The sequence below is a fragment of the Solidesulfovibrio sp. DCME genome (assembly GCF_049995385.1).
Taxonomy (GTDB): Bacteria; Desulfobacterota; Desulfovibrionia; order Desulfovibrionales; family Desulfovibrionaceae; genus Solidesulfovibrio.
This window is the reverse complement of the sequence record NZ_CP188261.1, coordinates 1,503,876-1,517,934: the sequence shown is the minus strand read 5'-3', so window position 1 is coordinate 1,517,934 and position 14,059 is coordinate 1,503,876. Positions and strand designations below refer to the sequence as shown.

Below are 14,059 nucleotides of genomic sequence, written 5' to 3'. Positions count from 1 at the left end.
TAAACCCTCAGCCGCTCCAGGGAGAGCGTTCACCCTGGAAAAAGCCCGTCCGCTTTGCGTCCTTGTCGGCGGCCAGCCTTCGAAAAGGCCTGCCGCAGCGACACCCGGGCAAGGCACGCCGCCCAGGAAGTTCGTCTATGACGGGGCGCAAACGAAAAGTCAAGAACGGGCCAGAACGCGATTTATGGGCAATATATTAAATAATCAAATTGTTTTCCGGCATCTCGGAGCATACCGGAAGCGGTCCCGTTCTTCGGTGAGGGAACCGGCCCCACCTGTTCGGCCTCCCGGTTGAGCAACCAATTGGCCTTTGACGGTCGGTTTCAAAAACCGTACATCTTTTTCGCGTTGCAGGCAAAAAGGACACCCAAGCGGCCAACAAGAGCGAACGGATAGCATGCTGCCAGACTCCGTGGACCTGCTGGAATCCCTTCCCACCCATGCCGCCGTGCTGGATGCGGCCGGTTTGGTCATGGCGGCCAACGCGTCCTGCCTGGAGCTTTTGCGCGAGATCGAGGACGGCGAGGTCTTGGGGCGGCCGTTTTCCGCCTATTGCGACAGGCTGCTGGCCACGGCCGCGGCCACGGGGGTGCGCGAGGGCCTAGCCTCGGTGCTGGCCGGCCTGGTGCCGCGCTACGAGATGGACCTGCCCTGCGGCCGGCCGCAAAACCCCACCTGGCGCGCCTTGTGCGTCACGCCGCTGCGTGGCCCGCGCCTGGGCGCCCTGGTCATCCTCAGCGACATTTCGCGGCAAAAGCAGCTCGAGGAGCACATCCTCCACGACGCCTTCCACGACACCCTCACGGGCCTTTTCAACCGGGCGCTGTTCCTCAATCGCCTGGACCAGTCCATCAAGCGGCTCAAGCGCAACCCCGAGGCCCTCTACGCCGTCCTGTACCTGGACATGGACCGCTTCAAGCTCGTCAACAAGACCTTCGGCCACGTCACCGGCGACCGGCTGCTCATGATCATCGCCAACCGGCTGCAAAAGCTGCTGCGCGAGGCCGACACCCTGGCCCGCTTCGGCGGCGACGAGTTCGCCATCCTGGTGGACGACGTGACCGGCATCAGCGAGGCCAGCGCCATGGCCGACACGGTGCTGCGCCAGTTGGCCGCGCCGTTTCGCCTGAAAAAGCAGGAAATCTTCGTCACGTGCAGCATCGGCGTGGTGCTTGGCTCGGCGGCCTACGAGCATCCCGACCAGGTCCTGCGCGACGCCGACAATGCCATGTACAGTTCCAAGGAACACGGCGGCGACCACTACACCCTGTTCGACGCCGGCCTGCGCGTGGTGACCCAGCGGCGCATGGAAATGGAGATGGCCCTGCGCCATGCCCTGGAACATGGCGAAATCACGGTGCATTACCAGCCCATTGTCTCGCTTTCCACAGGCGCCATCACCGGCGTCGAGGCCCTGGCCCGCTGGAAGCACCCCAGCCAGGGGCTCATCGCGCCAAGCGAATTCATCCCCATCGCCGAGGAGACCGGGCTTATCAACGAACTCGGGGCGCTGGTGCTGCGCCAGGCCTGCCGGCGCATGGTGGACCTGGGCCGGGGCAATCCCGACGCCGCCAATTTGACGCTTTCCGTCAACATTTCCGGCCGCCAGTTCAAGCGCCCGGATTTCGTGGAGGAAGTGGCGGCGATTTTGGCCGAGACCGGCATGAATCCGTCGCTGGTGCGCCTGGAGCTCACGGAGTCGGTGCTCATGGACAACGCCGACGAGGCCGTGGAGACCATCAAGCGCTTCAAGGCCCTGTCGGTCAAGGTCGTCATCGACGACTTCGGCACCGGCTATTCGTCGCTGTCCTACATCCAGCGTTTCCCCTTCGACAGCCTCAAGGTGGACCGGTCGTTCGTGGGCAACATGAACGAGGCCGAGCAGAACATGGAGATCGTGCGCACGATCATCGCCATGGCCCACAAGCTGGGGCTGGAAGTGGTGGCCGAGGGCGTGGAGCTCGATGCCCACCGCGAGGCGCTCACCGACCTGCACTGCGAAAGCGCCCAGGGGTTTTATTTCTCCCGCCCCATCCCGGGCGAGGACCTCGACGAACTGGTCAGGCGCGGCTGGGGCCAGCCGCCGGGCACGGCCGCCTGAAGGCGACGCAAAAAGAGATTCGCCGTCGGCGCGGGAGCTGCTTACACAGCCGGTTCCGAAGCTTTGCTTCGGGAACTCTTCCTCATACGCCTGGCGAATCTCGGAAATCTGCGCCTCGTCGCGCGTCGCTATGGGCTTTGCCGCTTATTTCGCCCACCCCTCCGTTGCCGTTGCTCCCATATGTGCAGGGGAGACATTCCCCCTTACAACTTTACTATAAGCACGGACCGGCCACAGTAAAGGGCCGGCCGGGCGCCCGTACGAGGAAACCGGGGACCGGCGCCCCGTGGGACAGCCCGCTGGATGCAGGCATATGGCATTTGCGCCCCGGGTCGAGGGCAGGTGCCCCGGCGGGGCGGCCGGCTGGCCGCGGGCGTAGGGCTCTGGCGGGCCGAGCCGGACGCGAGCGCCGGCCGGACGGAAGCTCCGGCGCCCCGGCGGGATGACCAGCAGTTGCAAGCGAATGGCACTGGCGCACCGGGTCGGGTGCAAGCCCCGTCGGCCCGTGGCCGCAACGCCGGTGCCCGCGCGGGGCGACGGACGGGGAGGCGGCGTCAGCCCTGCCGCTCCCGGCGGGCCAGCAGCTCGCCGATGGCGACCAGGAGCTTGTCCGGGTCCAGGGGCTTTCGCAGCACGGCGTCGGCGGCCTGGCTGGGCGCGTCGCCGTGGCCGGTAATGACCAAAATGGGGATGGCGGCCAGGTCCGGGTCGCGCCGCAAGGCCTCCATGGCCGCCCGGCCGTCCATGCCCGGCATGGCCATGTCCATGGTGATCACGCTCGGGTGCAGCCGCTCGGCCGCGGCCAGGGCCGATTCGCCGTCATGGGCGGCGGCCACCCGGTAGCCCTCCCCTTCCAGGAACTGGATGAGGAAGGCGGACACGGCCGGGTCGTCGTCCACCACCAGCACCAGGTGCTTGTCGCGGCGCAGGCTGCGCGTCGGGGAGGCCGGCGCCGCCACATCCGGGTTTTCCGTGGTCGGCAGTTCGAACACGAAGGCCGCCCCCCGGCCCGGGGCCGGCTCGGCCCAGATGCGGCCGCCGTAATGGGTGACGATTTCCCGGCAGATGGCCAGGCCCAGCCCCGTGCCCTTGGCCGGGGCCGACCCTTCGGGGTCGCGGCGCACCTGGCGGAACTTGTCGAAAATGAGTTCCCGGTCCTCGGCGGCGATCCCCGGGCCGGTGTCGCGCACGGTCACCCGGGCCAGCCCCGGCGCCGGCGCCTCCAGGTTGACGGTCACCGCGCCCACGGCCGTGAACTTGGCCGCGTTGCCGATGAGGTTTAAGAGCACCTGCTCCAACCGGTCCGGATCGGCCAGGACCACGGGCGATACCTCGGGCAGGCGCATCTCCAGGTCCACCTCGGGCCGGGCGGCGAAAAGCCCGGACACGGCGGCCACGGCGCCGCGCACCACCTCGGCCAGCGCCACAGGCCGGTCGCGCCACTCCATGCGGCCGGATTCGATGCGCGAGAGGTCGAGGAAGTCGTTGAGAAGCCGGGCCAGGCGTTCGCCCTCGCTGGACAGCACGCGCAGGTTCTCCTCGATGCGCGCCCCGCGCCGGGCCAGGTCCGGGTCCGAACCGGCCAGCGGCCGGAAGTGGCGGCCGAAATCCCGGGCGATGAGCTTGGAGAAGCCCAAAAGCGAGGTCAGGGGCGTGCGCAGTTCGTGGGAAACCGACGACAGAAAGGCGCTTTTGATCTCGTCGAGGCCGCGCAGGCGCTCGTTGGCCTCCTCGAGCTCCCGGGCCTGGGCCGACAGGTCGCTGGTGCGTTCGACCACGAGCTGTTCGAGCTTGCGGGTGAGCACTTCCAGGCTCTCGGCGGCCAGGCAGCGGTCGGTGTCGTCGCGCACCATGAGCACGTAGCCGCCGGGCGTGCCTTCCTTGTCGAAGATGCCCGAGACCCGGGCGACGTAGCGGCGCGGTTCGCCCAGCCGGCTTCTGGAAAAAACGAAGTCGTGGCTGTGAAACGGCGAGACGGCGTCCAGGCCGCGCTCCAGGGCGGCGCGCTCCACGCCCTGGCGGATGTGGATCTCCCGGATGTCGCGGCCGACGAGCCGCTCGACCCGTTCGCCGAAAATCCCCTCGGCCGCCGGGTTGACGTAGGTCACGCGCCAGCTCTCGTCCACGGCGGCGATGCCCATCTCGGCGCTGCGCAGCAGGTTGTCGAGGAACATGGTCTTTTCCACCAGCGACCGGCCGACCTCCCGCAAGGCCTCGTCCTTCTCGGCCAGGGCGGACTTGAGCGTGCGCACGTACTTGCTTTCCAGGCCCCGCACGATGTCGGTCTGGGTGACGAGCCCGAGCACCCGGCGGTCGTCGTCGACCACCACCAGCCGGCGCACCCGGCGCTTTTTCATGACCATGGCCGCTTCGTACACCGGCCGGTCGGCCTCGGCGCACACCACCGGGCAGCTCATGATGTCGTAGAGCTTGAGGCGGCCAAGGCGCGGGTTTTCGGCCAAAAGCCGCACCACGTCGCGCTCGGTGATGATGCCGGCCGGCCGGCCCTCGCGGGCCACGATCAGGCAGGAGATGGAGCGCTCGGCCATGCGGGCGACGGCTTCGCGCACGGTGACGTTGCCCGGCGAAGTCACGACCTCGCGGGTCATGATGGAGTCGATGCGCTTGATCTCGGACAGGGAGTCGTAGCCCAGGCGCTCGATGAGGTCGGACTGGGTGAGCACCCCGCGCACCCGGCCGCCGGCGTCGACCATGACCAGGTGGCGCAGGCGTTTCTTGGCCAGCAGGTTGTAGGCCTCGACCACCATGGTGTCCTCGGCCACGGTGATCACGGGCGCGGTCATGAGGTCGGCGATGCAGCGCTCGGCGAAGTCCTCGCCCCGGTGGGCCGCCGCCCAGAGGATGTCGCGCTCGGTGACGATGCCCACGGGCAGGCCGTCGCTGGTGACGACCAGGCAGGAAATGCCCCGGTCGCGCATGACGGCCAGCCCCTGGCGCACGGGCGCCTTCGGGGAAATGGTGACCACTTCGGGAGTGACGATTTCGGCCAGGCGCTTGTCGCCCATGCAACCTCCTCGGGCATGCCCCTGCGTGGGAGGCGGATGCCCGAAATTCCCGGCCTTGACAAGCGGCGGCCGCCGCCCGCGCCCGGGTCAGGCCCCCGGGCCGGCGGCGTACTCGACGGGCTCGATGCGATGCTTCTGAATCTTGTTCCAAAGATTTTTCGGGCTTACGCCGAGCAGGCGGGCCGCGTCCTTCTGCACGCCGCCGGATTTGACCAGGGCCGACAAAATCATGTTGCGCTCCATGTCCTGAAGGGTGTCGCGCAGGTTGCCGGCCTCGTCGCGCCCGGCCGGGGCGGCCTGGGGCGGGCGGCGGCCGGAAACGTCCAGGGCCCGGGCCACGTCGGCGGCCGTGAGCACGTCGCCGGAACTGACGATGGCCGCCCGCTCCAGGGTGTTGGCCAACTGGCGGACGTTGCCCGGCCAGTCGTGCTCGTAGAGCAGCTGCATGCCTTCCCGCGACACCCCGCGCAGGTTGACGCCCACCCGTGGGTTGATGCGCTCCAGGAAATGGGCGGCCAAAAGCGGCAGGTCCTCCTTGCGCTCGCGCAGGGGCGGCAGGGGAATGGCGGCCACGCTCAGGCGGTAATAGAGGTCGGCCCGGAACTTCTTCTCGGCTACCAGGCTTTGCAGGTCCTGGTTGGTGGCGGCGACGATGCGGATGTCAATGTCGATGGGCTTGGCGCCGCCCACGCGTTCGATCTGCTTCTGCTCCACGGCCCGCAGGAGCTTGGGTTGCAAGAAAAGCGGCATGTCGCCGATCTCGTCGAGCATGATGGTGCCGCCCGAGGCCAGCTCGAACTTGCCCTTTTTGAGCGCCACCGCGCCGGTAAAGGCCCCCTTCTCATGGCCAAAAAGCTCCGATTCCAGCAGGTTTTCCGGGATGGCGGCGCAGTTGACCTTGACGAAAGGCGCCTGGGACCGGCGGCTTAAGGCCGCGATGGCGTCGGCCACCACCTCCTTGCCCGAGCCGGATTCGCCGGTAATCAGCACCGTGGAATCCAACGGCGCCACCCGGCGCACCATGTCCACCACGGCCCGCATGGCCGGCGACTGGCCGACGATGACCGGCCCCCGGCCGCCGGCCGCCGGCCATGGCCGACTTGAGCCGGGAAAGCTCCTCGACCAGGGTCCGGCGCTCCAAGGCCCGGCGCACCACCACTTCCATTTCGGCCAGGGAAAACGGCTTGGCGAAAAAGTCGTAGGCCCCCAGGCGCACCGCCTCCAGGGCCTTTTCCTTGGCGGCATAGCCGGTCATGACGATGACCTCGGCCCGGGGGCAGGCCTCCTTGAGCCGCGACAGCCCCTCGATGCCGTCCATGCCGGGCAGCATGACGTCGGTGATGACCAGGTCGAAATCCTCGGCCCGCACCCGGGCCAGCCCCTCCTCGGCCGAGCCCACATGGACCGGCTCATGGCCGCGCGAGGCCAGGGCCTCGGTCAGCATGGCCCCAAAGGCCGCGTCGTCCTCGATGACGAGAATTCGGGCGGGCATCGGCGCTCCGTGGGAAACAGCCCCGGGCCGCGTCAAGGCGGCCCGGCCCTGTCCGGAAAAAAGCTGTGCATGGTTTCGGCCAACCGCGCCTCCATGCCGGGCACGAGCGCGGCCAGGTCCTCGGCGGAAAGCCCCAATTCCTCCCAGGCGGCCGGGTGCAGCGGGGGCACGTGGCGGTTGCCGCTGCCGCCCCAGCCCATGGCCGTGGCCAGGCAATCGGCCAGGTGAATCACGGCCGGGCCTTCGAGAAAAAGCGGCTCGTCGAGGTTGTGGTGGTAGCGGACCATCTTTTCCAGATGGGCCGGGAATTGCCATTTGCGCAGCAACCCGCCGCCCAGCTCGGCATGGTCGAAGCCCAGCGTCTCCCGCTCCAGGGCGTAGAGGGGCTGGCGTTCGGCGGCGGCCCGGCGCATGGCCGCGGCCATGTGGTGGGAGGCCTGCTTGAAGACGACGATGCGACCGATGTCGTGGAGCAAACCGGCCACGAAGGCGGTTTCGGCGTCGTCCTGGCCCCGGGCCAGGGCGATGGCCTGGGCGGCCACGGCGCAGCCCACGCTGTGCTCCCAAAAAACCCGCATGTTGACCCAGTGCGGCGGGATGTCCTGAAAAAGCGGCAGCACCGAAACGCCCAGGGCCAGGGTGGCCAGCTGGCGGCCGCCGACAACCATCACGGCCCGGGACAGGCTGTCGACCTTGGCCGGGAAACGACCGCCCACGGCCCGCATGGTGCGGCTGTAAAAGGAGCTGTTGACCAGGCGCAGCAGCTTGGCGGCCAGGCTCGGGTCGTGGCGGATGCTCGCGGCCGCGTCCTCCACCGTGCTGGTGGGGTCGCGCAGGACCTCACTGATGCGCTGGTAGACTTCCGGCGGGGAAACGAGCTTGGGCTCGTCGCGAAGCAACGCCTCGGGCGAGGCCAGGGGCGGCGGCACCTCCACGGCGGCCCGCGTCGCCGCGTCGTCCTCGGCCGCAGCCTCCCGCTGCACCCCGGCCGCCCGGCGGCGGACCTCCCGATCCAGGGCCAAGGGAAAAAGGACCCGGCCCACTTCGCTGTCCGGATCGAAGTGGCAAAACCGCTCCCGCACCGCCTGCTCGGCCGCCTCGTCCACCAAGGCCTCGGGCGTGTCCGGCGCCGCCTCGCCTGCCGGCGCGGCAGCCTCCAGCACGCTCACATCCGGCAGGTTCCAGGCCAGCAGGGACTTGAGGTGGCTGCCGTCGAGGGTCGTGCCTTTGGGCATGAGAAAACGTCCGCCGGGCGTCAAAACGTCCTCGGCCAGCACCATCCCCGCCCGCAATTGTGAAACGTTGCGCCTGACCATCGCCTCCCGCCATATGCGCCTTGGCGGCCATTTTTCTTGGTCGGGCGATCATAAGGCATTGGATAGGGCTGTCAAGAAAGGCCGGCCGGTTCGCCCGGCCCGGCTTCACCGGGAGCGAGCCGGAGCACGAGCCTCCCGGCCCGGCCAGCCCCGGCGGGCTCATACCGCAAGGCCCCACCGTTTTCATTGAGGAAATTGATAAATGCCGCCACCCCCTGGGCATCGTTGGCCACCTCGGGCGCGCCCTCCAGGGCCAAGATGACGGCCCCGTCCGGCTCCTGGCGCAGGCGCACGGTCACGGCAGCCGTGGCCGCGTCCAGGACGTGGCGCAACAGGGCGGCCAGACCGGCCAGAAACGGCTGGCGGCGCACGGTGGCCACCACGCCCGGGGCGATGTCCCGGGCCACGGGGTCGGAACCGGCCGAACGCGGCATGCGGTCGAGGATGGCGCCGAGTTCCTCGTCCAGGCGCACGGCGGCGAGGGGGGGCCTTGCCCGGTCCCGGCGCTCGAAGGCGCCCCGGTGCCGCTCCAGGTCACCGAGCATGCGCTCCTTGATCTCGCCGAGGGCCACGGTGCGTTCGGCCAGCATGGGCAAGGCCCGGGCCACGATGGCCTCGCGCAGGGCGCCGGCCACCCTGGCCGCCGCGGCGGTGTCCCCGGCCTCCAGACGGCCGGCCAGTTCGGCAAAGGCGCCGTCGAGCCGCCCCGCCCCGTCCAGGGCCCGGGTCAGGCGCAGCAGTTCCAGTTCCAGGGAGGACAAGGCGTTGCCCACGCCGTGCAGGTAGGTGCCGGTTGCCTCGTCGCGCCCGGCGGCGAAGGCGGACTCGGCCTCGCGCTCGGCCAGCTTCTCGCGCAACCGGGATTCACGCAGGGCCTTGGTGCGGTCCATGAGCACGCTGGTGCGCCGGTCCACCAGCCGGGCCAATTCCTCGTTGGCCAGGCGCAGCCCTTCCTCGGCCCGGCGCCGGCGCCGGGCGTCCCGGCCGGCCAGAAAGGCCAGCCCCAGCCCGCCCACGCTCAAAAGCGACATCATCAGCCGCATGTCCCGCACCCGGGCGCCCAGATCCGGCGCCACGGACAGGCACTGGGCCACGGCCCGCTCGTAATCGAGCACCACGTACCAGCCCAGGGCCACGCAGATAGCCGCGGCCAGGGGCAACAGCAGGTCCACCTCGCGCGCCCCGGCCGGCGAACCGGCGACAGGGGCGGGTTCATGGCCCCGGGCGGGCGGATCGGGAGCGGGTGCGGTCATGGCATCCTCGATGGCGGCGACCGCCGCGAAACCGAAGCACCGTGCAACGGCCCACGGCGGCAACACCCCAACCCCGCAACCGCCGCAGCGCCCGGTGCGACATCGCCGGGAGGGGCTTCAGGCCGCCCGCAGCGCCCTCCCGACGCCGGCGACGTCACGGCAGCGGCGCCGCAAACAGCCTATTCCGGAAGGTTGATGCCGAAATCCATGCGGCCGAAGGAATCGAGGCCATCGTCCATGCCGCCGCCCTCGACGTTTTCCTCGACCACGCGCGGCGCGGCGGACTTGGTCTTGCGGCGCCGGCGGGCGATGATCTCCTTGAGCAGTTCGTCGCGGCCCATGTAGCAATCCATGCACATGTCATCGCGGGGGCTGAACTCCGAAGTCCGCTTGCGCAGGTTGCAGACCTTGCAGATGCGGGCGTCGGGCACGGGGCTGGACACGTCCTCGTCCTCGTCCTCCTCGACAACGGGCTCGTCCTCGCTGTCCGGCAAAGCCTCGTCGGTCTCCTCGCGTTCGCGGCGCACGGGCTTTTCCTTGCGGGCCTTGGCCGGAGCCGGCGGCCGGACCGGGACGTCCTCGTCGCGGGCGTCGGGGTCGACGCGCAGGCTAAACGGCCCCTTGCGCGTACGCACCTGGATCTCGCCGGAAAGCAGTTCCGGAAACAGTTCGGCAAAAATGCGCACCAGTTGGAACTTCTTGTCCACACCCTTGCGCCGCACCCGGATGTAGGCGCGGTTGCCTTGGACGGTAGGCCAGATGGCCTTGTCCAGGTTGGCGCCGTCGTCGAGCAGGTAGCGCCCCTCGACGACGAAGCCTTCCTCGCAGATGAAGTAATCGGTTCCCGGTTCGCTATGAAAATAATCCGCTTCGGGAGGTATCTTCTTCCAAGCCAACGCCGCGCCCTCGCTTTGCCCAAACGGCCACGTTAGAGTCCCAGATCCTCATTGATGCAGATCACCGTGATCCGCCCTCTGGGGAAGGACTTTTCGGTGATGGTCCAGACGTTACAGATGCGTTCCGGGCTGCCGCAGTCCTCGCAGCGGGCGGTGGCCGTGCAGGGCGTTTTTTTCGACAGCCGGATGGCGTTTGCCGGAGCGGCGAATTCCTTGATGCGGCGCACGGCGGAAGTCAAGTCCGACACGAGCTTGTTGCGCCCGACAAGGACCACGACCTGCTTGGGCCCAAAGGCGATGGCACAGGCCCGGTTGCCGATCATGTCCAGGTTGACGAGGACCCCGTCCTCGGTGACGGCGTTGGTACCGGTGAGAAACAGGTCGACGAGCAGGGCCTGGCGCCGGCGTTCATAGGCTTCGGCCGGGCTGATGGACTTGTCCAGGGTATCGAGCACGGCGATTTCCGGCCGCTTCGCCAAGGCTTCGGGCAACCCGGAGGCGACAAGTGTGGCCGAACCGCCGTAAGCGACGGATTTGGCCCCCGATTCCGGCAGGATGGTATCGAGGACCAGGGCCTTGGCCGCTGCCAGGTCGGGGACGACGTGTGCCTTGAAATGGTTGCCGCGCAGGGCCTCGGCCAGGTCCTCGAGCCGCTTGGCATAGTAGGTGTCTTTTGGCGAAGGCATGCTTCCTCCCGCCGGCGCACCCGCGGCCGGCGCAGCCCTTTTAATCACGCCGCCCAAAAAATCAAGGCGCGAGGTTCACGGATAGGCGGCGCGCAGTTCGTTTAAAAATTCCCCCACGGTCGGGTCCTTGCGGTTCTCGCGCACGACGACCCAGATTCCCCATGATACCGGTATGTTGCGATTTTTCTTGTTGCCATAGAAGCCGTCCAGGGCGGTGACGATTCGGCCGGCCGGCATACCGGAAAAAAAAGCGTCGGACTGGCGCATGATGCTTTCCATGATGTCCGAACAGATGGTGTACTCGTTTTTGAGCGTGATCGAGAGGATATTCTCGTTGAGGTTGAAGCCGTCGAAGATACCGAGCACGAGGTCGGTTTTCTGCTCGCGGGTCAGCCCCAGCCAGAAGGTGCCGGCACGCCTGGAGGGTGTGGCCGGCTGCGCGGCCCAGGCCTGGGCCAGGACGGCCAGGGCCAGGCAGGCTGCCAGGGCCAAGGCCGCTCCCCCTCCCGGGCCGCCTGTGCGCCACTTTGCCATCGTCATGCTCCTCGCGGCCCCGGGGCCGATTCGCGCCGATCGTCATATCTTGTAGGCCAAGGGGCGGACCCTTTCAACGGGTTGGAAAAAAAAACTCACCTTTTCACGTGGAAAGCATTTGCGGCGGCAGATGGCCCGTGCGGACCTGCCCCAGCAGGGATTGGCGCGGGGACAGAACGAGTACGGTCATGGCCGCATTGGGATAGGCCACAGCCGTGCGAAAGGCGCGAAAACGGGTCATGGCCTCCTGCGCGCCCAGGGGGCCGTTTATGACCCGCAGCATGATACCACGCAGGAACTGGCCATGGGAAAAAACCACGGTGGAGCCGGCCACGCTGCGCAGCCGCTCCAAAAAAGCTTCCACCCGGTCCCAGAAATCGACAAAGGACTCGGCGCCCTCGCCGTCCCGAAACCGCGGGTCCAGCCGCTGCCAGTAGGCGGCCACGGCCGCCGTGCGGTCACGGCGGGTGGTGCCGGCATAGCGGCTCGGGGCGAGGTAGGTGAATTCCTGGACCGGCCACACGGCCACGGGCACCTCGGGAAATCGTTCGCACAGGGGTTGGGCCGTCTGCACCGCCCGGTCGAAGGCCGAAAAAACCACTCGGCGCGGCGGCCTGTTAAAGCAAGAAGCCACCAGGGCGGCCTGGGCATGCCCCAAAGGAGTCAGGGGAATGGTGTCGGGATAGACCGTGGTCTCACCTGCGTTGGAAGCGCTTTGCCCGTGGCGGATGAGGCGAACGATGGGCATGGCCGCACCTACCGGACGACGAGTTGCAGAAAATACAAGCGCACGACGCGGGGTGCGCCCATGGCCTTGTTCATGACGGCGACGAGCTCGTCCTTGAGCCGGCGTTTGCCGGCCACGCCGGAAAGATCGGCTACGCTTTTCGTGCGCAAAAAGAGGACAATGGCGTCCCGGGTTTTGGACGAGGCGGCCAATGTGGCGCCTTCGGCATCGATGCACTGGGCCTCGAAGCCGATATAGAGCCGGGCCAGGCGATCGCCGTCGGCGATATTGACTTCGAGCAGCGGATAGACGGCGGTACCGCCCCTCACCACGGCTTCGTACTGGGCCAGCACCCTGCCCGGCCACAGGGTGGTCGCGGCCAGGAGCAACAGGACCCAGGCCGCGGGCAGCCTGGGCGCCCACCCGGGCCGGCCCCAGGCCGCATCGGCTCGCCCCCGCCTCCCTTGGGCCGTTTTTTCCCCTTCCCGCCGCATCGTGCCCCCTCGTTTCGCCTTATTTCGCGGCCGCATCCCCCGAAAAAGCCCGGACGTCAAGGCGCGCCGCCACCAACGTCGCCGCCACGGCGGCCAAGGCCAGCATCCCCGCCGCCGCACCGAAGCCATACCGGTCGAGGGCAAAGCCGGGCAGATAGGCCCCAAGTGCCCCGCCGGAATAGTAAAAAGAAATGTACAGGCCGTTGACAAGCCCCTTGTGCTCCTTTTCCGCGCCGTTGAGCACGCCCGGAGCCACGGAATGGGCCAGGAACATGCCGGAGCACAGCACGAAGACGCTGCAAAAAAGGGCCGCCTGGGAGGGCAGGGAAAAAACCGCCACCGCCGCGATGACCAGCCCCGCCCCCAGGGCCATGGTCCGGGTCGGCCCGCCCAGGGGCCGGGCAAAACGGTGAGAGGTCAGGCAGGCGATGATCCCCATGAGGTAGCCCGAATACATGGCGCCGGCCCGCAAGGGCGAGTAGCCGCCTTCCAGCCGCCCCAACCGAAACGGCAGCAGGTTGAGCATGCCCGAAAACACGAAAAAAAGCAGCCCCACGACCAGATAGGCCGCCGCGAAACCGGGTTTGCGCAGGACTTGCGGGGCATGGGCCAGGCGTATGGGCGAAAAGGCGGCCCGGCCGTCCGGCGGCAGCAAGGTACACAGGGCCGCGCAAACGCCCAAACAGACGGCCAGGCAGGCGAAGGGAATGCGCCAGCCCAGGAACTGGGCGGAAAGGCCCGAGAAAAAACGGCCGAAGAAACCGCCGAAAACCGTCACCGCGATATAGACGGCCATGACCCGGCGCAGGGTCGCGGCCGAGGCCGTGGTGGCCAGGTAGGTCATCAGCGCCGTCAGCAGCGCCGGCACGAGCAGCCCCATGGCCACGCGATCGGCCAGGAACCAGGTGAAGTCCGGTGCCAGGCACAGACAGGCCGTACAACAGGCCAAAAGGGCCAGGGAGACAGCGATGAGGGGTTTGGCCGGCACGGCGTCGAGAAAAAAACCGTAGGCCAGGGGCGCCAACCCGAGCGGCAGCATGGTGGCGGTGACGACCAGGGAGGTCGTGGCTTCGGTGACGCCGAAATGGGCGGCCAGGACCGGCAGCAGTGGCTGGGGTGCGTAAATGGAGGAAATGCCGCAGACGGTGGCGGCATACAGCACGGCAAGGGTCCATTTGTTCATGGCGACAGTCCCCGGAGCGCGACGGCGCGTTGGTTATCATAGTGCCCAAACGCGCCGCTGCAAAGCCTTTATCCTGAAATACCGCCGGAAAAAGCCCGCGGCGGCGCGGGAATGGGGACGCCGCCGTGGGCTGGCGGCGATACGGCCGCCCGGGGAGGAGTCCGCCACGACCGTCAGGGGGTCGGCCGTGACGAAACCGGACGGACGTTCGCCAAATCGTTGCGCCGGTGCCGGCCTTGACCGGACGACCGGACCGAACCTGGCGCCAGGGCATCCGCTGTCGCGCTTCCATGGCCCTGGGCCGACCGCTTGGTGCCCGCGCCACGAGAATCTCGTCCTCGAAAAAGACAT

At 68.1% G+C, this 14,059-nt stretch carries 10 protein-coding genes and 1 pseudogene; 1 reads left to right on the top strand and 10 read right to left on the bottom strand.

Annotated elements, in window-relative coordinates; all coding sequences use genetic code 11:
- Positions 1-397 precede the first annotated feature (397 nt).
- Positions 398-2,101 (top strand): putative bifunctional diguanylate cyclase/phosphodiesterase, encoded by a 1,704-nt coding sequence (locus tag ACP59X_RS06495; protein WP_428566585.1) that lies wholly within the window; start codon positions 398-400, stop codon positions 2,099-2,101.
- A gap of 554 nt (positions 2,102-2,655) precedes the next feature.
- Here ACP59X_RS06495 and ACP59X_RS06490 read toward each other — a convergent pair.
- From ACP59X_RS06490 to ACP59X_RS06445, 10 genes and pseudogenes are all read right to left on the bottom strand, one after another.
- A complete protein-coding gene (locus tag ACP59X_RS06490; protein ID WP_428566579.1) occupies positions 2,656-5,127 on the bottom strand; it encodes a CBS domain-containing protein in 2,472 nt (823 codons plus the stop codon).
- Between the two features lie 87 nt (positions 5,128-5,214).
- A pseudogene (locus tag ACP59X_RS06485) lies at positions 5,215-6,619 on the bottom strand (sigma-54-dependent transcriptional regulator).
- A gap of 32 nt (positions 6,620-6,651) precedes the next feature.
- Positions 6,652-7,854 (bottom strand): HDOD domain-containing protein, encoded by a 1,203-nt coding sequence (locus ACP59X_RS06480; protein WP_428566574.1) that lies wholly within the window; start codon positions 7,852-7,854, stop codon positions 6,652-6,654.
- Between the two features lie 152 nt (positions 7,855-8,006).
- A complete protein-coding gene (locus ACP59X_RS06475; protein WP_428566572.1) occupies positions 8,007-9,188 on the bottom strand; it encodes a hypothetical protein in 1,182 nt (393 codons plus the stop codon).
- A gap of 179 nt (positions 9,189-9,367) precedes the next feature.
- Positions 9,368-10,084: a hypothetical protein gene (locus tag ACP59X_RS06470; RefSeq protein WP_428566570.1), complete on the bottom strand. Its 717-nt coding sequence runs from the start codon at positions 10,082-10,084 to the stop codon at positions 9,368-9,370.
- Between the two features lie 32 nt (positions 10,085-10,116).
- Positions 10,117-10,770, bottom strand: coding sequence for a lactate utilization protein (locus tag ACP59X_RS06465; protein ID WP_428566567.1), 654 nt, complete (start codon positions 10,768-10,770; stop codon positions 10,117-10,119).
- Between the two features lie 75 nt (positions 10,771-10,845).
- Positions 10,846-11,262, bottom strand: coding sequence for a hypothetical protein (locus tag ACP59X_RS06460; protein ID WP_428566565.1), 417 nt, complete (start codon positions 11,260-11,262; stop codon positions 10,846-10,848).
- A gap of 145 nt (positions 11,263-11,407) precedes the next feature.
- On the bottom strand, positions 11,408-12,052 hold the full coding sequence (locus tag ACP59X_RS06455; RefSeq protein WP_428566562.1) for a histidine phosphatase family protein: 645 nt from the start codon (positions 12,050-12,052) through the stop codon (positions 11,408-11,410).
- A gap of 8 nt (positions 12,053-12,060) precedes the next feature.
- Positions 12,061-12,525, bottom strand: a complete 465-nt coding sequence (locus ACP59X_RS06450; protein WP_428566559.1) for a flagellar basal body-associated FliL family protein — start codon at positions 12,523-12,525, stop codon at positions 12,061-12,063.
- Between the two features lie 19 nt (positions 12,526-12,544).
- Positions 12,545-13,708, bottom strand: coding sequence for an MFS transporter (locus ACP59X_RS06445; protein WP_428566556.1), 1,164 nt, complete (start codon positions 13,706-13,708; stop codon positions 12,545-12,547).
- Positions 13,709-14,059: the final 351 nt, after the last annotated feature.

What these genes read in the sequence shown, in the direction of transcription:
- ACP59X_RS06495 (WP_428566585.1), top strand. Translation starts at nt 398, where the DNA reads ATGCTGCCAGACTCCGTGGACCTGCTGGAATCCCTTCCCACCCATGCC.
- ACP59X_RS06490 (WP_428566579.1), bottom strand. Translation starts at nt 5,127, where the DNA reads ATGGGCGACAAGCGCCTGGCCGAAATCGTCACTCCCGAAGTGGTCACC.
- ACP59X_RS06480 (WP_428566574.1), bottom strand. Translation starts at nt 7,854, where the DNA reads ATGCCCAAAGGCACGACCCTCGACGGCAGCCACCTCAAGTCCCTGCTG.
- ACP59X_RS06475 (WP_428566572.1), bottom strand. Translation starts at nt 9,188, where the DNA reads ATGACCGCACCCGCTCCCGATCCGCCCGCCCGGGGCCATGAACCCGCC.
- ACP59X_RS06465 (WP_428566567.1), bottom strand. Translation starts at nt 10,770, where the DNA reads ATGCCTTCGCCAAAAGACACCTACTATGCCAAGCGGCTCGAGGACCTG.
- ACP59X_RS06455 (WP_428566562.1), bottom strand. Translation starts at nt 12,052, where the DNA reads ATGCCCATCGTTCGCCTCATCCGCCACGGGCAAAGCGCTTCCAACGCA.
- ACP59X_RS06450 (WP_428566559.1), bottom strand. Translation starts at nt 12,525, where the DNA reads ATGCGGCGGGAAGGGGAAAAAACGGCCCAAGGGAGGCGGGGGCGAGCC.
- ACP59X_RS06445 (WP_428566556.1), bottom strand. Translation starts at nt 13,708, where the DNA reads ATGAACAAATGGACCCTTGCCGTGCTGTATGCCGCCACCGTCTGCGGC.